This window comes from Hymenobacter crusticola (assembly GCF_002154225.1).
GTDB lineage: Bacteria > Bacteroidota > Bacteroidia > Cytophagales > Hymenobacteraceae > Hymenobacter > Hymenobacter crusticola.
On record NZ_MTSE01000001.1, the window covers coordinates 452,912 to 472,841 of the forward strand.

18 protein-coding genes are annotated in these 19,930 nt (G+C 57.7%); 9 read left to right on the forward strand and 9 right to left on the reverse strand.

The features are described 5' to 3' along the window. Window positions 1–21: 21 nt before the first annotated feature. From BXP70_RS01860 to BXP70_RS01875, 5 genes are all read left to right on the forward strand, one after another. A complete protein-coding gene (locus BXP70_RS01860) occupies window positions 22–588 on the forward strand; it encodes a hypothetical protein (RefSeq protein WP_143436336.1) in 567 nt (188 codons plus the stop codon). Window positions 589–599: 11 nt separating this feature from the next. After that, window positions 600–2,123: an N-acetylmuramoyl-L-alanine amidase gene (locus tag BXP70_RS01865; RefSeq protein WP_086592301.1), complete on the forward strand. Its 1,524-nt coding sequence runs from the start codon at window positions 600–602 to the stop codon at window positions 2,121–2,123. 131 nt (window positions 2,124–2,254) lie between these two features. Next, window positions 2,255–3,688 (forward strand): OFA family MFS transporter, encoded by a 1,434-nt coding sequence (locus tag BXP70_RS01870; protein ID WP_179197546.1) that lies wholly within the window; start codon window positions 2,255–2,257, stop codon window positions 3,686–3,688. 36 nt (window positions 3,689–3,724) lie between these two features. After that, the gene (locus tag BXP70_RS29820; protein WP_179197547.1) at window positions 3,725–3,871 is read left to right on the forward strand and encodes an MFS transporter small subunit; all 147 of its coding nucleotides are present in this window, start codon (window positions 3,725–3,727) and stop codon (window positions 3,869–3,871) included. Window positions 3,872–3,965: 94 nt separating this feature from the next. After that, window positions 3,966–4,379, forward strand: a complete 414-nt coding sequence (locus BXP70_RS01875; RefSeq protein ID WP_086592302.1) for a putative signal transducing protein — start codon at window positions 3,966–3,968, stop codon at window positions 4,377–4,379. Window positions 4,380–4,569: 190 nt separating this feature from the next. Here BXP70_RS01875 and BXP70_RS01880 read toward each other — a convergent pair whose 3' ends face one another. Continuing rightward, entirely contained in the window at window positions 4,570–5,787 is a 1,218-nt protein-coding gene (locus tag BXP70_RS01880) for a molybdopterin molybdotransferase MoeA (protein WP_086592303.1), read from the reverse strand. A gap of 190 nt (window positions 5,788–5,977) precedes the next feature. Here BXP70_RS01880 and moaC point away from each other — a divergent pair, with 190 nt between their 5' ends. The 3 genes from moaC (at window position 5,978) to BXP70_RS01895 (ending at window position 9,568) form a co-directional block, all read left to right on the forward strand. After that, on the forward strand, window positions 5,978–6,466 hold the full coding sequence (gene moaC, locus BXP70_RS01885; protein WP_086592304.1) for a cyclic pyranopterin monophosphate synthase MoaC: 489 nt from the start codon (window positions 5,978–5,980) through the stop codon (window positions 6,464–6,466). Then, a complete protein-coding gene (locus tag BXP70_RS01890; RefSeq protein ID WP_218779721.1) occupies window positions 6,456–7,631 on the forward strand; it encodes an NTP transferase domain-containing protein in 1,176 nt (391 codons plus the stop codon). The genes moaC and BXP70_RS01890 overlap by 11 nt, the downstream gene beginning before the upstream one ends. A gap of 170 nt (window positions 7,632–7,801) precedes the next feature. After that, window positions 7,802–9,568 (forward strand): S41 family peptidase, encoded by a 1,767-nt coding sequence (locus BXP70_RS01895; RefSeq protein WP_086592305.1) that lies wholly within the window; start codon window positions 7,802–7,804, stop codon window positions 9,566–9,568. Between the two features lie 44 nt (window positions 9,569–9,612). On the opposite strand, the gene BXP70_RS01900 is transcribed toward BXP70_RS01895, so the two are convergent. Together BXP70_RS01900 and moaD are read right to left on the reverse strand one after the other, a co-directional pair. Further along, on the reverse strand, window positions 9,613–10,029 hold the full coding sequence (locus BXP70_RS01900) for a molybdenum cofactor biosynthesis protein MoaE (protein ID WP_086592306.1): 417 nt from the start codon (window positions 10,027–10,029) through the stop codon (window positions 9,613–9,615). A gap of 122 nt (window positions 10,030–10,151) precedes the next feature. Then, a complete protein-coding gene (moaD, locus tag BXP70_RS01905; protein ID WP_086592307.1) occupies window positions 10,152–10,394 on the reverse strand; it encodes a molybdopterin converting factor subunit 1 in 243 nt (80 codons plus the stop codon). A 152-nt stretch (window positions 10,395–10,546) separates the two neighbouring features. Between moaD and moaA the strand changes: the two genes are divergently transcribed. Continuing rightward, the gene (gene moaA, locus BXP70_RS01910; protein ID WP_086592308.1) at window positions 10,547–11,557 is read left to right on the forward strand and encodes a GTP 3',8-cyclase MoaA; all 1,011 of its coding nucleotides are present in this window, start codon (window positions 10,547–10,549) and stop codon (window positions 11,555–11,557) included. 150 nt (window positions 11,558–11,707) lie between these two features. Here moaA and BXP70_RS01915 read toward each other — a convergent pair whose 3' ends face one another. From BXP70_RS01915 to BXP70_RS01940, 6 genes are all read right to left on the reverse strand, one after another. Then, window positions 11,708–13,444, reverse strand: coding sequence for a DUF4974 domain-containing protein (locus BXP70_RS01915; RefSeq protein ID WP_086592309.1), 1,737 nt, complete (start codon window positions 13,442–13,444; stop codon window positions 11,708–11,710). Window positions 13,445–13,473: 29 nt separating this feature from the next. Beyond that, entirely contained in the window at window positions 13,474–14,532 is a 1,059-nt protein-coding gene (locus BXP70_RS01920) for a FecR family protein (RefSeq protein WP_086592310.1), read from the reverse strand. A gap of 88 nt (window positions 14,533–14,620) precedes the next feature. Further along, window positions 14,621–15,343, reverse strand: a complete 723-nt coding sequence (locus tag BXP70_RS01925) for a head GIN domain-containing protein (protein WP_086592311.1) — start codon at window positions 15,341–15,343, stop codon at window positions 14,621–14,623. A 77-nt stretch (window positions 15,344–15,420) separates the two neighbouring features. Next, window positions 15,421–16,020, reverse strand: a complete 600-nt coding sequence (locus BXP70_RS01930; protein WP_086592312.1) for an RNA polymerase sigma-70 factor — start codon at window positions 16,018–16,020, stop codon at window positions 15,421–15,423. A 173-nt stretch (window positions 16,021–16,193) separates the two neighbouring features. Further along, window positions 16,194–18,044, reverse strand: a complete 1,851-nt coding sequence (locus BXP70_RS01935; RefSeq protein WP_086592313.1) for an NPCBM/NEW2 domain-containing protein — start codon at window positions 18,042–18,044, stop codon at window positions 16,194–16,196. Window positions 18,045–18,277: 233 nt separating this feature from the next. Beyond that, window positions 18,278–19,822 (reverse strand): hypothetical protein, encoded by a 1,545-nt coding sequence (locus tag BXP70_RS01940; RefSeq protein WP_086592314.1) that lies wholly within the window; start codon window positions 19,820–19,822, stop codon window positions 18,278–18,280. Between the last annotated feature and the right edge of the window lie 108 nt (window positions 19,823–19,930).

The following is a 19,930-nucleotide window of genomic DNA, read 5'->3' on the forward strand; positions in this document are numbered from 1 at the left end:
AGTTTCGCGTATATAGTAGCCATGAAATCATGGTTATTATATTCTTCGCGCTTCCGGACAGGGATACTTCTCACCGGAGTGGCCTGCTTCGTTGCTGCCTGCGACAGCACGCCGCGTGAGCGGCAAGAAATTGTGCGGCAGGAAGCTCGCAAACTCGATACCCTAGCTGACAAAGCGGCCACCAAGCTGCGCGTAGCTGGCCGCCGGACGATGCAATACGATTCGGCGGCGCGAATCCGCAAGGCGCAACCCCTAAACGCGGCGGCAGAAGCTACCTTCACCAAGGAACTCCTAGGTACCTACGCAGATCTGAGTACCGTCACGCCCGACAACGTTTCAGCGGCGTACACGCAGTTTATGCGCCAGGTGCGAGCTAAGCGCCGCGCTTGGACGCAACGCGACTGGGACTACGCCGATGTTATCTTTAAGCGCTTGAACGAACGGCGGCGGGCTATTCGCTTGGATGTTCGGACTTCCGACGACCTACGCGTGAAAGCCTTGCAAGCGGAGTACATGGCGTTGGAGAACGGCCGGGATGTGAAAGACATCCGCGAAGCCATTCGCGACAAGCCAGCTGCCAGCCGCTAGCTCACCACATAATGGGAGCTATGTATCCGTGCCGTTGGCGTCAGCTAGGGCTGCTGATTGGCTTTCTCTTTTGTGGGGCAACCGCTTATAGCCAGAGGCTTATCCAACGAGCAGAAACGGTGCCGGCCGCTGACCAGTGGCTTCAGCCCGGCGACCGGCTGCAAGTGCGCGTGCAAGCCCAGCCGGGCTGTCAAGCTACTTTCTTCGGCGGCAAGCCTTTGTTAGAACTAGACCCTCGGCAAGCCAAAGGACAACGTGGCGTATACCAAGGCACTTATGTGGTGCAGCCCGGCGACACCTTGCTCAGCCGCCCCATCACGGTGGAGGTTATGGCGCCAGACAGTACCCGCGACACAGCCACAACGCGCAACACAGTTCGTTTCCTGACTCCTGATGTGCCCCAACTTGCCGTTACCAAAGGCACCTTGGCGTATCTGAATTACGGTTTGGGGGAAGACCGACTCGGCGGGGCTAAGCTAGGGTATTTGGATTCGCTGGTAGTCTTGCACCTCACGGGGCGCGTAGGCAATCTTTATCGGGTGCAACTAGCTGCAACTCAAACAGCTTGGGTACCCCAGGAGGTTGTCCGCCTGCTGCCGCCGGGTGGCTTTATACCTAGCTCGCTCACTGGCTCCTGGAGCGTGTACGGCGACTCCTTGTATGACTATGTGCAGGTGCCGCTGGATGCGCGTTTGCCGTACCGCTCTCAACTCCTGACCGAGCCCACTCGCCTCGTAGTGGACGTGTTCGGGGCAACTTCCAACACCAATTGGATAACCCAGCGCGACGGCCTGCAAGCCCTCGGTGACGTGCACTACGAACAAACAGCGCCTGATGTATTCCGACTGGTGCTCCAGCTGCGGCACGAGCAAGCATGGGGTTACCGTATAGGCTACAAAGGTAATACCCTGGCCATTAAGATAAAGCGCCCACCCGAAAAGCTGCGCCTGCGCGGCCTCACGGTGGCCGTTGATGCCGGACACGGCGGCACCAACGTGGGGGCAACCGGCGCCACGGGGGCCCACGAGAAAGATATTACCCTAGCTATTGCCCAACGCCTGCGCCAGGAGCTAACCCAGCGTGGTGCCCACGTGGTGATGACGCGCGAAACCGAAACTACCGTCGACAATGGCGACCGGGTGTTGCGTTTGCGCCAGCTTAATCCAGATTTGCTGGTCAGTATTCACGTCAACTCGACGGGCAGCCCGAGCGTGCAAGGCACCAGTACCTACTACCGCTACCTAGCTTTTCGGCCGCTGTCCGTGGCACTGTATGAGGCCATGCGCCGAACGGGTTTGAAAGGCTTCGGTAACGTCGGCAGCTTTAACTTCGGTCTGAACGGGCCTACGGAATATCCAAATGCACTAGTCGAAACGGCTTTCATCTCCAACGCAGAAGACGAAAAACGGCTGATCGATCCGCAGTTTCAGCAACAGGTAGCGGAGCAGCTTACTAAGGGCGTAGAAGAGTTTTTGCGACGTACTCGCCAAAGAGGAATAAGAGGTTGGCTATCCAAAAAAGCAGCGGAACAGTAACGTTCGCTTAGCTCCGACGAGGACAGCTGTTTAGCCAAAATACACGTATACCGTTTTTGTCTAATTTCTTGTCTCTGATCCTTCATTGACGGGCGGCACACGTATTTCCACCTCCACCCTCATTTTCCCTCATGGCAACCACCTCTCTACTGGACACGAGCCCTGCCAGTACGTCTTTCCTGGACCGCAGCCGCACCATTGCCGGACCAGGCTATAACCGTTGGCTCGTTCCACCAGCGGCCCTCGCTATTCACCTAGCTATCGGCCAAGCGTATGCCTTTAGTGTATTCAACAAGCCCTTAGGCTCGCTCATCAGTGGTGACCCGAATGCCCCCGCACCGACGGACTGGACGCCGGGACAAATTGGCTGGACGTTCTCTATTGCCATTGTGCTGCTAGGCTTATCGGCCGCTGTTTTTGGCAAATGGCTGGAACGCGTTGGGCCGCGCAAGGCTATGATGGCGGCTTCCTTGTGCTTTGGAGGCGGCTTTTTAATTGGCTCACTGGGAGTGCATCTGCACAGCCTAGCACTCCTCTACTTTGGCTACGGTTTCGTGGGTGGGATAGGGCTAGGTATTGGCTACATCTCGCCGGTGAGCACCCTGATCAAGTGGTTCCCGGACCGCAAGGGGGTAGCGACGGGCATGGCCATCATGGGTTTTGGGGGTGGCGCCATGATTGGCTCGCCGCTAGCCGTAGCGCTCATGAACCACTTTAAAGACTCCGCTCCGCAAGGAGTGACGCCCACGTTTATCGTGATGGGCATCATCTACTTGCTGTTCATGCAGTTTGGCGTCTGGACGATTCGGGTGCCAGCCGACAACTGGGCGCCCAAAGGCTATGTACCTAGCACGGAGCACAACGCCCTCATTACTACCGGTAACGTGTCGGCCGACAACGCCATCAAGACGCCGCAGTTTTGGCTTTTGTGGGTGGTGCTGCTTACCAACGTTACGGCCGGCATTGGTGTACTAGAAACCGCTTCCCCTCTTATCCAAGAAACCTTCTCCGATAAATTTATGGGCAGTGGCCGGGGCGTGACGGCAGCGGCAGCAGCTGGTTTTGTGGGCTTGTTGAGTTTGTTCAACCTGCTAGGGCGCTTCTTCTGGTCGTCGGCTTCGGATAAGCTAGGGCGCAAGGTGGCGTATGCTATTTACTTTGGACTCGGCATCCTGCTGTATGCGCTCATCCCGACGCTAGGCCATAACCTACAACTTACGCTGTATGTGGTAGTTGCCTGCGTAATTATCAGTATGTATGGCGGTGGCTTTGCAACGGCACCAGCTTACCTCTCCGACTTATTCGGCAAATACCAAGTGGGCGCTATTCACGGCCGTCTGCTCACGGCTTGGAGCACGGCTGGTGTACTAGGTCCGCTGATCGTGCATAACCTGCACGAAAGCGCCGTACAGAAAGGCCTAACGGGTGCGGCCGCGTACCAAAACGTGTTTTACACCATGGCCGGACTACTTGCCGTTGGGCTCCTAGCCGACTTGTTGGTGCGGCCCGTAGCCGACCGCTACTACGAAAAAGGCCCCGTTACGATTGAAGCTGGCGGCCACTAGGTCGCGGCTTTTGTTTTCTTTAATCTTCTGGCAATCATGAGTCCTCAACCCACTTCTTCTACCCCCGCCCCCAACGAGCCCGCTACGGGCGGCTCGGTTGTTCTTGCTTGGCTTTTCGTCGGCATCCCGCTGGCTTGGGGGGTATCACAAACTTTTATAAAAGCCCTGGCGCTGTTTAAGTAATTGATTCAGAACAAATCACCCTATTTGGGTTGTACCTTCGAAGAGCACTTGGCACTGAGCCGGGTGCTCTTTTGTTTTCGTTGAAAACGCCTCCATGTCTGCTGACTCTGCCGCCGAGCGCATTGTGCTGCTCGAATCTTTTCCGAATTACATTGCAGCGCACGTAGCCAAGAGCCGCCTCGACGCCGAGAATATTCCGTGCTTTTTGAGTAACGAAAACCGCCCGTATGGCCCGATTGCCGGCGGGGTGCGCTTGCACGTGCGGCTGCAAGACCTAGCCGCCGCTCAAAAAGTACTGCTCGACCAGGTGGTGCCGATGCGTGTGAATCCCATTGAAGACGAAGCCACGACGCGCATTTGCCCCCGGTGCGGTTCTCACGACATCTCAACTGAGCCAGTGCTCGACCCTTCAGCCAACGTTCCGATGCGCGTGTTTGCCTTGATTAGCTGGTCTTTGCGTGGGGAGCATTACCATTGCTTTCACTGCGGATTCGAGTTCAAAGGCTAGGCTACGAATGCCTGCCGGTCCAACGCCCTAGGCATCCGATCGGTTATCGGCTGCCAAAATATACAAAAGCTAGGTGCACGTTCTTCCAAAACCCTGACAGGGCTTGAAGCCCCCTGTAAGGGTTGCAACAACCGCACGACGCTTGCGCTGTTGGCACCCGGTCGGACGCCTAGGGCGTCCGACCGGATGGCTATCGAAAACGCCAAGCAGGCAACACCGTGCCGGCCGGAAAAAAGTCTAGCTCGGGGGGCAGCTCCAAAAATCCATCACTCGGCAGTAGGCTAGCTAAGTCGCCGGAGCCGTGGGCTCGTTCCGGGTGCGCCAGTACCCGGCCGTCTGAAGTTGATTCGAGGCTGACAAGCAAAAAATGCGTGATACGGGGCCGGAACGTAAAATCAGTAGCTAGCACGGCGTATGCTGTGGGCTCGGTAGCAGGGGCGGGTAGTTGGATAGCTCGAAGCCACGGCTGAGCATAGCGGTAGTAATTGACGAACGTAGAAACCGGGTTGCCAGGCAGTGCAAACACGACGGCACCGTTTGGGTGCTGCCCAAACCAGAAGGGCTTGCCCGGCCGCTGCTGCACCTCATGGAATAATTGCTCAACGCCAACTTCTTGCAACGACGTGGGCAGAAAGTCGGCCTTCCCTTTCGATACGCCTCCGCTGAGCAACACCGCGTCGTAGTCGCGCAACAAGCTAGGTAGGCCATTGCGCAGGGCCTCGGGGTCGTCGTTGAAGTGGAAGACTTCGGCGGTGCCGCCTGCCTGCTGCACGGCAGCCGCCAGCATATAGGAGTTGGAGCGCCGTATCTGGTGGGCCAAGGGCTGCTCGCCGATATCTATTAGTTCGTCGCCGGTGCTTACCACGGCTACTTTGGGGTGCCTAGCTACCAGCAAATTGGTGGCGCCGACGGTGGCTGCCACGGCTATTTCGGCCGAGCCTAGCAAGGTGCCCGCGGGCAGCAGCAGGTCGCCCTGCTGGCGGTCGGAAGCTTGGCGGTGTACATTGTGGCCGACAGCCAACGGCGGCACTTGCAAGGTGGCGGTGCGACGGCCCGCTTCATCTTCTTCGATCAGAATATCCTCGTAGCGCACCACGGCGTCGGTGCCGGGCGGCAGGGCAGCCCCGGTCATGATTTCGATGGCGGCGCTAGGGTCGGTGAGCGGCGCGGGGGGCTGGCCGGCAAACTGTGTTTTCTCTATCACGAAGCGCACTTGCCCACTTGCTACGGCGCTGTAGGCTAGCGCAATACCATCCATAGCCACGCGGTTGAAGGGAGGAAAGTCGCGGTCGGCGGTAATATCTTGGCGCAGCACACGACCTAGGGCGGCGGTGAACGGTACGGTTTCGGGCGGCAGGGGGCGAACCGTGGCCAGCACGCGGCGCGTGGCTTCTTCGACAGAGAGCATAAAGCGAAAATGTGTAGCGCAAAGCCGGTGCTTCGCGTATCGTTGTATAATCAATGATTTTACTGCTGAAGCGGGCTAGACGATCTGGGGTCTACGCTGTTTACTCATCGACCTAGCTTCAGGCAGCACCTTCACCTCCCGCAACGATACGCGAAGTACCAACGTTGCGCTACATTCTACTCCATTTTTCATGTCTGATTCTCCCAAACTAACGCACCTGAACGACGCCGGCCAGCCTTCAATGGTTGATGTGGGCGCCAAAGCCGTGACGCGGCGCGTGGCCCGGGCCCGCAGCCGGGTTATCCTAGGTGCTGAGATTATTCAACTGGTGCAAGCCGGCGATTTGCCCACGCGTAAAGGCCCGGTGTTTCAAACAGCCATCATTGCCGGGGTGATGGCCGCCAAAAAAACCGCTGACCTCATTCCCCTCTGCCACCCCATCGGCCTCGACGACTGCCAAGTGCGCATCGAGGTAGCCGCGCCCGATTCGGTTATCATCGAGTGCACGGCCACCGTGACCAGCAAGACCGGCGTGGAGATGGAAGCGCTTACCGGTGCTTCTGTCGCGGCGCTTACCGTGTATGATATGTGCAAGGCGCTTTCGCACGACATTGTTATTGCTGAAACTCGCTTGCTCGACAAAACGGGCGGCAAACAAGATTTTCACCATGTCGACTAACATCACCGCCGGTGTCACGAAGCACACCAAGCACGCCCAAATTGCGCGTCCTCACCTTGGGGAGTTTGGCCGTCACGAGCTAGCTATTCTGGGGGCGCCCTGCGGCAAGATCAAAGAGCTGGTGGCGCGCTTGCTGCCGCACCTAGCTCCCGCGCTTAGCGTGGCCTACGTGGATGCCGACCATGCCGCCGGCGACGACGCGGCCGCAGGCGGCGCTAGCCCGATTATGCTAGCCGGCGCTGCGGCCGAGCTAACCGATAAAATCACCTTTCGCCGCGTAGATCAGCACCTTACGCTTGATCCTTTCACGCAGAAGGAGTTGCTCGCCAACCAAAGCATCGTGTTGGTGAACGGCAATCACTTTCGCGCGAAACAGCAAATCATCATTCTCGACCCGGCCAAGCCCCTCGACCGCAAGCTCGACCGCCTGACGGACGTACGCGCTGTTCTACTACCCGAGGGCATCACGGAAATACCAGAGTACCTGCGCACGCACTTGCCGCAGATAGATCAGCTACCGGTGCTAGCTCTAGCCGATACAGCTGCTATTGCCGCCTTCGTGCAACAATGGTGGAGGGAAAGCCGCCCGCCGCTGCGAGGATTGGTGCTAGCCGGCGGCATGAGCCAACGCATGCAGACCGATAAAGGTCGCCTGAACTACCACGGCCTGGAGCAGCGCCAATATGCTGCGCAGCTGTTGGCGGAAGTGTGCACCGATGTGCTGGTGTCGTGTCGCCCCGATCAAGCTACAGAACTACCCGAGGGCCTGACGCCACTTCCTGATCGGTTCCTGGGCCTAGGGCCCGTGGGCGGTATTCTCTCGGCCTTTCAGCTCGATCCGAACTCGGCGTGGCTCGTGGTGCCGTGCGACCTGCCCTTTTTATCCGCGGCGACTTTACAGTATTTGGCCGAGCACCGGAACCCAGGCAAAGTTGCCACGGCGTTTCAGAGCCCGGAGAACGAGTTTCCGGAGCCACTCACCAGCATCTGGGAACCGCGTAGCTACGGCGTGCTCCTGCGTTTCCTGAGCCTAGGGTACTCCTGCCCCCGCAAGGCGCTCATCAACTCCGATATTGAGCTACTAACCCCACAGAAGCCGGAAGAGCTGCGCAATGTGAACACGCCGCAGGAGCGCGAAGCGGCAGAACGGGAGTTAAAGGCCTAGCGTCGCTGGTTCGCTCCTTACGTCGAAGCTTTACCCCAACGAAAAAGCGTCAACCGCTACCGCACAACAGGCGGTGGAGGTTGACGCTTTTTCGTTATAAATCACTAGCTGAATGCCACTTTCGTTTATCTTTCTGCCTCTATCCTTTACACGCCCTATTCTATTCTTCCATGTTAAAAATTACGCTGTGGCTGCCGCTGCAACTCGCCATTAGTGCCGCCTTGGCCCAACCTGCCGCGCCCAACCAAGCACCCGAAATGACGGCGCACTATGCGGCTGCCCAGGATACAGCCTTCCAACGGCACTCGGGAATAATGATACCAGAAAAACTCAACAAGCAGCAGATTGAGAATCTAGCGGTGCTGGGTCGGGTGTGGGGCTTCGTGAAATACTACCATCCAGCCGTGGCGGCTGGCAACTACAACATGGATGCGGAGCTGTTTCGGGTGCTGCCTTCGGTGTTGGCCGCTCCTAATGAGAAAACCCGCAGTCAGCTCCTGAGCACTTGGGTTACCAAATTTGGGGCGGTGCCGGCTTGTAAGACTTGTAAAGAGTTACCAGCCAGCACCGTGCGCTTGCAGGCGGACCTAGCTTGGCTCAACGACCAAAAGCAACTCGGCGAAGCGCTCCGTACGCAGCTAACGTACTTGCGCCAAAACCGCAACCAAGGGACGCATTACTACGTGAGTGCCGCGCCGCAGATAGGCAACCCTATCTTCGAGCACGAGGCACCCTACGATATTACCGATACGCCTGATGCTGGTTTGCGTTTGCTGGCCCTCTATCGATATTGGAATATGATTCAATACTTCTTCCCCTACCGCTACGCCATTGGGGAAGATTGGCAGCGCGTCTTACCCGAATTCGTCCCAAAACTGGCGGCGGCCAACACAAATGAGCAGTACCACCTAGCGCTGCTCACCCTGATTGCGCGCCTCAACGATACGCACGCCGACATCTACCAGGATAAAGTGCTAGCCGACTACAAAGGCCGGTTCTACGCCCCTGCTCGGGTTCGTTTCGTCGAGAATAAAGCCGTCGTGACTGATTTTTATGACGATAACCTAGGGCAAGCATCGGGCTTACAAAAGGGTGACATCATTGAAAAGGTTGAGGGGGTAGCGGTACCCGCGTTGGTGAAGCAACTCCAGCCTATTTCTCCGGCCTCAAACGAACCCACTCAACTGCGCAAAATTGCTAACCTGCTGCTGCGCGGCAACACCGAGCAAGTACAGCTCCAAGTAAACCGCAACGGGCAAACCCTCCCCTTGCAAGTCACGCGTTACCCGGCCAATAAGCTGAACTTGGCGCTAAACACCGGTACCCCTAGCCCCTTACTTGACCCTTGGCGCTTATTGCCCAACAATGTTGGCTACCTGTCCTTGGGTACCATCAAGCTCGAAAAGTTGCCAACCATCATGGAAGCCGCCAAAAACACCAAAGGCTTGGTAATTGATATTCGCAACTACCCCGCTGAATTTGTGGTGTTTGCCCTGTCGCAATACTTGCTAAAAAGGCCGGCTCCTTTCGTCAAGTTCAGCCAGCCCGCAACAATGTATCCGGGCGTGTTCACGAATTTGGGTCCGCTGTACGTCCGGCCGGGTAAGGACAAGCTCTACCAAGGCAAGGTGGTCATCTTGGTGAATGAGTTGACCCAAAGCCAGGCTGAATACACCACGATGGCGCTCCGCACAGCGCCTAACGCCACCGTGGTAGGCAGCACCACAGCCGGCGCCGACGGCAACGTGTCACAGATTATCTTGCCAGGCAACATCCCCACCATGATTACGGGCCTAGGTGTGTACTACCCCGATGGGCGCGAAACCCAGCGTGTGGGCATTGTGCCCGATGTGGAAGTAAAGCCTACTATTCGAGGTATTAAAGAAGGTCGGGATGAAGTGCTGGAAAAGGCCGTGCAGCTAATAGAAGCTAGCTAGGTTTCAGCATCCAGGCACCCGTAGCGCGGGCTACAAAGTCCACGCTACGGGTGGGCGGCTACCCACACGGCGCCGTCTTCGTATTCCTCTTTCTTCCAGATGGGTACCACCTTCTTGATGGTGTCGATGATGTACTGGCAGGCGGCGAACGACTCGGCGCGGTGGGGCGTGGATACGGCAATAGCCACGGCTACGTCGCCAATTTCGAGGGTGCCTTTGCGGTGCACCACGGCTACTTTTTGCAGCATGGGCCACTTCTCCTGGGCTTCTTCAGCCACGCGGCGCATCTGCCCGACGGCCATGGCATCGTAGGCTTCGTAGTGCAGGCGCACCACCCGTTTGCCCGTCGATTGGTTGCGGACGGTGCCCACGAAGGCATTCACGGCGCCGGCGCCATCATCTTCTACCATGGCCAGCACGGCGGCTACGTCAATAGGTTCGCCGGTAAGTTCTATGTGCATTTGATTAGCTGCAATGTGTAACGTGAAACGCTAGCTTCACGTGTCGTTGAACATTTATCGCTGAACGGAAGACCTAGGCACCGTTATGCAACGCTGCACGAAGTCTTCCTTCGCGCTACAACCTAGCCTCCGCTTACGGGTGGGATGAGCGCAATTTCGTCGCGCTCGTGCAGTTGATAGTCGTCGGCAGCGTAGTCGCTGTTTACGGCCACGGCAAAGCTAGTCAACTCACGCAGAGCCGGATACTTTTCGCGGAGTTGATCCATTAGGCCAGCTACCGACTGCTCGGTAGGCGCATCTAGCTCTAGCTCCGGCTGGCCGACGATTTCTTTTGTGATGCCGAAAAGGGCAATTTTTAATTTCATTTGTTTATAGCCAGTAACGTTGCGTATACGCGGTGCAGCAAGAAACTGCAAAGCGTAGCTAAACGTTTTTTGTTTAGAATTCGTCCTTACGGGTATTCCCCTCGTTTGTGTAGCGCTTCCAACGCCACACTGGTCGCTTTTTGTTGCTCTCTATGGCTTTCGCTACACCGTCCGTTTTATTTGACAACCATGGTCGTCCGCTCGAATACGTGCGCCTGGCCGTCACGGACCGCTGCAACTTGCGCTGCTTTTACTGTATGCCGGCTGAGGGCATCGAGTATCTACCTAAGAACGAGCTATTAAGCTACGAGGAAATGGAGCGCACCGTGCGCGTTCTAGCTGGCCTAGGCGTGCGCAAAGCACGCCTGACCGGCGGCGAACCGTTCGTGCGCCGCGACTTGGTGCCCTTTATCGGCCGCTTGAGTGAAATCCCCGGCATCGAAGATATTAGCTTGACTACCAACGGGGTTCTCACGGCGCCGCACGTACCCGAGCTAGCCCGTATCGGGGTGAAAGCCGTGAACCTGAGCCTCGATACGCTTGACCGCACCCGCTTCCACCGCATCACCCGCCGCGACGAACTGCCGCGGGTGCTAGACACGTTTTATGCCCTCCTAGCCGCCGGTATTCAGGTAAAAATCAACGCCGTGGTAATGGACGGGCAGAACACCCAGGACCTAGTGCCGCTGGCCGAACTCACCCGCGAGTTGCCCGTCGATGTGCGCTTTATCGAGGAAATGCCCTTCAACGGTGGCAGCCATGCCGCCATCGGCATACCTTGGGACCACCGCCGTATTCGAGAGCACCTTGCCGAAAATTTCCCTGGCCTGACGCCTGTGGCTTCCAAGCCCGGCGCCACCGCCACCGACTATACCATCCCCGGCCACCTAGGTCGGGTGGGCATCATTGCGGCTTATTCCCGTACCTTCTGCGGTACTTGCAACCGCATCCGCCTCACCGCTGAAGGCGGCCTCAAGACCTGCCTCTACGACCAAGGCGTCCTCGACGTGCGCGCCCTGCTCCGCGGCGGCGCTTCCGACCTAGAAGTGCAAGAGGCGCTTGCCAATGCCTTCCGTTTCCGCGCTGCCAACGGCTTCGAAGCCGAGCAACAGCGCCCTCTGCACCAGCTCAGCTTCGAATCGATGTCGACGATTGGCGGCTAGGTTGCACCCTTCAATCGTGTTGCCCTAGGTGTAGAGACGCGACACTTCGCGTCTCCTCGTTGAACGACTGACCTAGCACAACCTAGACAAACAACCTCAGCAACGCGAGGAGACGCGAAGTGTCGCGTCTCTACACCATGCAAAACCTAGTTAGAACCGGATGCCAGCGCTGTAGCCAAACCAGCCGAATACCCGCGTTCTGGCGGAGCCTTCGTTTAGCCAGAGCTTGTGGCCTTTGGTGAGGTTGGAATAAATCTTCTGCTCGCCGCTGTCGTAGCGCTGTGTAACCAGCACGCTCGCCGTGGGCCCGGCCACAATGCGCAGTCGACCGCCTGCTTTGAAGGGCGCAAACCCTAGCAGCAACCGCACCTGATTGTGCAGGTTCAGCTCGTCGGTCCAGCCGCGCTGTTCCTCGTTTACGTGCATCGCTACGGCGTCTAAGGCAAGGCTCAGCCGCTTGCGTGACCAGGCTTCGGTACCTATCCCGTAGCCGAGCGCCCATCGCCGCGGGCCGTTGCCGAAGTCATCGTAAGCGCCGGTGACGAACGTGTAGAACGCCGACGAGCCACCTAGCTTCAGGCTAGCACTCACCGGCCAGGTTTCGGAGTTGGTAATTTCCAGCCGGTGGTAGCCGTGCCGCACGAGGTTGAAAGGCGCAATGCTAATACCGTCCACTGAGTCAGCAATATTCACTACACCAGCTAGCTGCACCCCATGCACCGAGCGCGCTACGTTGAATACGCCGGCAGCCTGCACCCCGCGTACTTCCCCTAACGTGGCATTGAACACGCCGGCTGCTTGCCCACCGTGCACGGCGCGCTTAGCGAGGTTGAGCACGCCAGCGGCCTGCCAGCCATTTGCTTCGCCCCCTAGCACGTTCATTACCCCGGCCCCTTGAAAGCCTGTAAGTTGCTTCCCGACAACGTTGCCAACACCCGCTACCTGCGCTCCTTTTACGTCGTAGCGGTCTACGTTGAGTAGGCTAGCTGCCTCAAAGCCGTCTACCCCCGCCTGATACCCTGCTAATACATTGAGGGAAAGTTTGTTAACGGCACGGCCGCTACTGAACCCGTTCGAGCCTAAAGGCCAGAAAAAGGATACCTGCACGGGCTTGGTGATAGTTGCGCGGTTTGCTTCCTCGGAATCGGTTTTTTCCTCGGGCGTGCTGACGAGCTGAGCACTTGAGTCGGGAGCCGCCGGCTGATTCAGGACGGCGGTAGCTGGCGCCGTGGAGGCCGTTACACCGTTGCCGTCTGACGAGCTAGGCTCTGTAGCACCGCTTTTTGGCGTGCTTGTACGGCTTGGTAAGTTGTTGCTCGCCGTGCTCTTGCTGGCACTCGGCGCGGTTGTAGCGCTAGTTGGCTTACGCGGCGCGGGCTTGCTCGCCTCCTTACCGGGCACGGTTGCCGATTTAGCCGACGGCGTTTGCGACGCAGGCTTGCTTGCTGCCGTCGGCTCTTCTGTCCCTAACCTAGGTTCTGTGGTGCGTGTGGGCGGGGCCGTGCTAGCTGTTGTACCAGCAGCCGAAGCGGTTATGGTGGTTGGCTTCGTAGGTGCCGGGTGCAGCACTACTTGGTTGCCCACCAGTTGGTAGCCGACGTTGGTATCGCGCAGCAGGTTATCGAGTACGGTGCGGAGCGGCTGATTTTGCAAGCGCAACGTCACGGGTTGGCGCAAGTTTAGGGCAGTGTTGCTGTAGGAAAGATTGACCCCGTAGCGCTGGCGCAAGGTGCGCAACGCCGATTCGAGCGGTACTTTCTGAAAATCTACCGACACGTTGCGCTCAAGCACAGGGCTAGGTTTTGTTTGCGCGACGAGGGGTTGTTGTATGCTTAACAACAGCGCAGCCAGAACCAGGCATACGCGGTTTTGCGCAGTGTTTATCATAACGAAAGACTGAATAGAAGGGAGAAAGGCTAGCGGCAGCCCGCGCCATCGAGCACGTAGCCGTCGGCAGACTGCGCCACGGTAAGGCCTGCCGAAAGGCTGACGATGTGCAGCGCCTGTGGCAAGGTCATTTCCCGGAAAGAGCCTGTGAAGCGGCACTCGCCCAGCGCTGGCCGGGCCAGCTTGACGGGTGCGCCGTAGTAGCGCGTCAAATCGTGCGCTACCTCGCTGAGGGATTGATTATCAAATACTAACTCCTGACGCTGCCATGCTCGAAAGTTGGCATCGGTGATGGAGTGTTGCACGGCTACAAGCGGCGCTTTCTTGTAAATAACGCCGCGCCGCCCCGGCAGCAGCAACGAATCGTTGGCGGTTGGTTTTGCGCGGGAGCTAGGTTGAAAAGAGACGCGGCCCGTTACGACGGCCACCTCCACCGAATCTTCGCTGGGGTAAGCGCGCACGTTGAAGGAGGTGCCGAGCACGCGGGTGCGGGTATCGTTGGCAAGTACCGTGAAGGGCCGGCCGTGGTCTTTCCTCACCTCAAAAAATGCCTCGCCTCGCAAACGCACCTCGCGGGCCTCGCCGTTGAAGTCGGCGCCGTAGGTGAGCGTGGAGTTGCGGTTGACCCACACGCGGCTGCCGTCAGGCAAGGTGGTGAGCTGAATCTTGGGTCCGGCAGCCACGGTAATTTCTTGATTACCTAGCTTCTTGGGCAGCCACGTCCGCACCAGTCCCCACGCGCCAACGAGCAAGGCAAGTGCCGCCGCCATGCGCATGATTCCGGCTGGCGTCGACCACATCGGTACAACCCGCGCCGGGCTAGCTTCGATTGGTTGCGACGCCGGCGCTAGGCCGGCCGTAGCGCGGAAGCGTTGCCAAGCTGGCTCTACATCGGCTTCCGTAAATACCTTGGCGGCACTCCCACCCCGTTCCCAGGTCCGTGTGGCGTCGGTGAGCAGCTGCAACCGGCTGGGCTCGGCGGCCAGCCATTGGTGCAACTGCTGCTGTTCCGACGCAGAAGCTTCGCCAGCCAAGTGCTTGGCTAGCAGCTCCCACGGAACATCGGATTCGGGTAAGAAATCGGCCATAGTAGAGAGAAGCAGAGGTAGTAGCGCGGACTCTGTATTCCGCGCCTAGGTCGTTCATGGCGCGAACTACAAAGTCCGCGCTACGAGTTTAGTCTTCGGCCAGCACTTTGCCCGAGCCGGAAATGCGGGAACTGACTTTCGGATTGCCGCGGTAGTACACCGAACCGCTGCCGCTCAGGTCCACTTCCAGGGTGCGGGCGGCAGCTACATAGGTTTTGCCCGAGCCACTGATAGAGGCGTAAGTATCTTGGCTAGCAAGCTCATAGGCGTAAATTTTGCCCGAGCCGCTGATAGTCGTGTTGTGGCTCTGTGCCACCCCGCTCAAGCGCACCTCACCCGAACCCGATACGTTCGTCCGCAGGCCATCCACCTTCGCGAAGCTCATGATAATCTCGCCTGAGCCGGACACATGGGTGCGGAAGCTGCTCGCCGTCCAAGGCCCGGCACTTCGGATTTTGCCGGAGCCGGCTACTTCTACTTCGGAGAGCGAGGGCACTGTGATGTACACCTTCACCGGGTCGTGGCTTCTCACATTATAGTGCCCATATTCGATTTCGAGTTTGTCGCCGGAAAGCTCTGTTTCCAGCACGTCGAGGATGTTGCGCTGGGCTTCGATGCGTACCTCCTGCGTGGGGCCTTGGGTCAGCACGACCTCCGCATTAATCTTCAACTCAACCTTGCTGAAGCTATTCAGGGTGCGGGTTTCCGATTCCGTTGGCCCGACGCCGCGCACGCTAGGTGATACAAGATCGTTGTCGCAGGCCGAGAGGAACAACATGGGGAGCAGCATAGAGAGCAGTACTTTTTTCATTGCTTGGAAAGGTGATTAGGTTAGAAAAGCTGATTTGATCCTAGGACCCAAAACCTAGCTCCTACCCCCACGTCCCTTCAAAAAATATTTTCAAACACCATCGCCACACACATGCTCATGCCTGACAGGAAGCCACTTAGCTGCTCCCGTAGCAGCCGTAGTGCCTTGCCCATCTGGTTCTCGACGGTCTTGGGCGCCACGTTCAGGGCTTCGGCAATCTGACGGTAGCTCATCCCTTCTTCCCGGCTCATCACAAACACGGCCCGGCACTGCGGCGGCAAAGCTTCCAGTGCCCCCGCCACGGCCAGTTCGGCTTCCTCGCCATCGAGGTATTCGGCGGTGGCGTTGCGGCTAGGTTCGGGTACGCGCGCATCATCCCAGGCCACCTGCCGCTTGTGCTTTTGCAGGTGGTGCAAGGCCGTGTTCATGGCGGCGCGGTAGAGGTACGCTTTGTACGTAGTCGTGATGACGAGCGTGCCGCGGTTGTTCCAGACCTTCAGGAAGAGGTCCTGCACCAAGTCTTCGGCAACGGTGCGGTCTTGCACTACCCGGTAGATAACGTTGCCCAGCGGCTGGTAGAACGAGCGAAACAACAGCTCCATGAATGCCTCTTCATCAGCTTGTTGCAGCGTTGCCAGCCGGCTTTCCAGTATGTCAGCGTTTTCCTCGGGCGGCATAGCTAGCCTTAACTTTTATACTGCATTAATCTGTTGATTAAGGCGTTACAAAAGTAGGCACCGAAACAAAGAGGGCTTATCACATAAGCATGTGATAAGCCCTCTTTGTTTCTCTGGCGTATGGAAGTAAGCACGCCATGCTTCGATAAGCTCAGCATGACGGACTTGAGACGCTACACTTTCTTGCCTTTGCCACCAGCCGAAACTCGGTAGAAACCCGCGCCGTGCCGCCGAATGAACGGCGAGAAATTCTGCGTGAACGTGCCCACTTTTTTGCCCGTCCACAGGTCTTGCACGGTAGCGCCGGCCGGCAAACCTAGGTCTTTGAGCGCCACCGATACGCGCGCGGAGTCGGGGGGCATGGCTTGCATGGGGCTCGTGGTGAACACCAGGAACTTGAGTGTGCCGCCGGTATTTTGCCCGGCAGCCGCCTTATCGAGCCCTACCGTGGCTTTGAAGCGCGTGTAGCCAGCCGGCAGGTCATATTCTATTACCGAGTTAGCGTGGGTGCCGATACCATTTTCGTACACCTTGCCATCGACGGTCAGCGCCCCCCCGGATACGGATTTGTTCACCGTCGTTTTGCCCCAGCCGGCCGAGGCGTCTTTCCAGGTTACGCTGGTGAGCGGCAAGGTCTTGTCGCCGTTGGTGAGGGTCGGATTGAGCCAGTTGGCGTGGTCCCAGGCGGTGCCGTCCGTACCGCCGCGCACGCACAGATACAGCTTCTTGGCCCCGGTAATATCGATGTCTACGGTTTGAGAGGTATTCTGCCGCGTGATTTGGCTGCTCACCCACTTGGCATCTTGCTCAGCGGCGGGCTTCTGGTCGGCGGCGTTGAACAAGGCTAGGTATTTGTCGCCGGTTTGCGGGTCGTCGGCTACCCAGCCAACGGCGTCACTGTTGCGAAATAGCTGCTTGTTGTTCTTGCTGTTATGATGGACGGCCAGCACGTTCTTATTCGTCAGCAACGACAGGGTGAAGGCATCGTTGCTAGGTAAGTCGCCGCCGAACATGAGCGGGGAGCGGAAGATGCTCCACAGCGTCATGAGCGTATATTGCTCGTCTTTGGTGAAGCGCGTCATGCGGTCGTCGCCGCGCTCCGCCCGGATACCTAAGCGGCCTAGCGGTAGCATATCAGCATCGGGCCAGGAACCGGGCATGATGAAGGGTGCCCACCGCTCGCACACCTCAAAGTGCTCTTTCAGCTGCTCCCAGCTGTCCCAGAAGTCGCCCACCGTGCGCCACATGTTGGCGTGCTGCTGGGCGTGCTTGGCGTCGGCAATGGGCGTTTCGCCCGGCGACATACTCAGCACGATCTTGCGCCCCGTGCGGTCGATGGCCTTGCGAATCATCTCGATTTCGGCCGTGTGATAGGGTTCCGATAAGTCGTCAACCTTCACGAAATCAACGCCCCAGCTGGCGTACAGCTCGAAAATGGAATTGTAGTACTCCTGCGCGCCGGGCTTACCGGCCACGATGGTGTACATATCGTGGAGCCAGTTGCACTGCCCTTCCGTGGTGTGGATGTCGGCCGCCGTCACCTTAGTACCTAGGATGGGCAGCTTACGCTTCACGGCCTCCACCGGCACGCCACGCATGATATGGATGCCAAATTTCAGCCCTTTGCTGTGCATGTAATCGGCCAGCGGCTTGAAGCCCTTGCCACCTGCCGCCGACGGAAACCGATTCGGCGCCGGCGTGAAGCGGCCATACTGGTCGATGTTGTACTCTGGGTTCTTCTCGTTGTAGCCGTGGGCTGTGTCGTTGCCCACGTACCAGCGGATGTCCACCACCACGTAGTCCCAGCCGTAGGCTTTGAGCTTGCTGGCCATGTAGTCGGCATTGGCCTTTACTTCCTTCTCCACTACCGTCGGGCCGTAGCAGTCCCAGCTGTTCCAGCCCATCGGCGGCGTGGCGGCCCATTGGTGGAAGTCGGTCGGTTTGGGGCTAGCTTTTTGGGCTGAGACAGCGTGTCCGAGACCAAGCAAGGCGCTGCTGAGCAGAAGCGTACGTTTCAGGTTCATTCAGTTCGTGAGTGGGTGAGTGCAGTGGGTCACGAAAGCTAGCTTGCTTTTGCGGAGGGACTAGCAAGGTAGGGAGAGAAGGACATTCTGCTAGGTGCCGATCCGCGCTTCCGCCGCCTGATCATGGACTTTGAATAATCCGTACCCCATTCTTACCCGATTTGCACCCGCTGGCACGCTACCAGAACCTGCGTCCGAAGGCACCAGCACGCACTTCCGCCCCAGTCGACGCGCTACTTCATTTGCAGCACTTTGCGCTTCATAACATCCTGCACGGACACTCCTTCAATCTTGCTTTCCAGCCACGAGATAATATCTAGGTACAGAAAGGGCCGGCGCTCGAAGGGGTTGTCCGCAATGCTGATTAGCTTCTCCTTCAAGTTGATAAAGGCTTCTTTTACCCGCGTCGGCTCCACGTTACCTAGATTACGCAGGAAGCGGAAGATTTCCACCTGCATCTGCTGCTGGTTGTTCATCTTACCTAGGAAGTGGTACACCGACCGGATTTGGTAGTCGAGGCCGTCGTCCTCCCCGGCTTCGTAGTAGGCAATGAGGCGCAAGATGCGCGCAAAGCACTGCAAGTCTTCGCGCAAGCTGCCTTCGCGGTGGTGAATTACCTTGTCGAGGTACTCAATGGCGCGGCGGTTGTCGCCACTACCGAAGTAGAGACTTGCTATTTTATAGTAGAGCACCAACACGCGGTGCGGGTCGAGCTGGCGCTGATACTCATGCATGTCTTCCAGCAGCTCCGGCACGATAGCTAGGCCTTCGGTGAAGCGCCCTTCCATGAAGTAGGCGTTGATGCGGTGCTGGTAGATGTGCAGAAACAGCAGAATCTCCGTGTTCGGCGTGGTGCGCCGGTCCTGGTCGGCGGCAAACTCTTCCAAGGTTTTCAGCACCTCCATAAACTTGCTGTAATACAGCATATTATAAAGCACCGCCAACAAATTATGCAGGCCCTTGATGTAGAGCATGGTTTGGGCATGCTTCATATCGGGCATAGCCTCAAAGAGGTCCACCCACTTTTGAGCATAGCGGTAGCACGCCTTGAAGTCCTGCACAATGGTGTAGTACCACACGTAGGCCTGGTAGTAGTAAAGCTTCTCGAAAAAGCCCGCCCGGTGCAGGTCGAGCGGTTTCAGATTGCTCCGGAAAAAGTTGGTTACGTGCTCATATTCCTCCTCATTCCGGGCGTGCCCTACTTTCAGGTACAAGCCGTACATGCGCAGCGACAGATTCGACAGCTCGTGTTGCTGACCTAGGTGCTCCACGGTATCCTGCGCTTCGGCCGCCAGCACCTCGGCGTGCCCTTGCAAGCTGCGCGTGATGTACTGCGACTCAATCATCTTCTCGAAGTCGATGGCAATGAGCGCCACGTGGGGCATTTCGGCTTGCTGGGCGGCGGCTTTCACTTTCTCCAGCATCTTCAAGCTTTGCTGGTAGAAGCCTTTGTTGTAGAGCACGCGAGCGTAGTCGAGCTGCTCGTGTAGCTGAATATCAGGGTTTTGATGTGCTTGGTATACCCGCAAACTCGACAGGAGCTGCCGGTAAAGATTGGCCTTTAGGTTCGCCAGCTGAATCTTTTTGATAGACGGCACCTGCGTGAGAATTCGCTCCTCGTCGTACTGCTCTAGGTTGTCGAGGGCGTCGAAGAGCTGCAAGAACTTCAGGCCCTCCGTCGAGCCTTGGCGGTTGCAAAACAGGCGAAAGTGGCGCTTTTCGGAGCGCGTCAGCGAGTTGACTAAGCTAAAAACTGGATCTGTGTTTCCGTTAGGCATTGTACTTAAAAAAAGGGCAACTTTCTGATTAACAGTTGTTTTTAGCTATTGATTAAAGTATTAGAAATAGTAAAGCCTTTTAAAATTCATTTTCATAGCTGTGTTTTA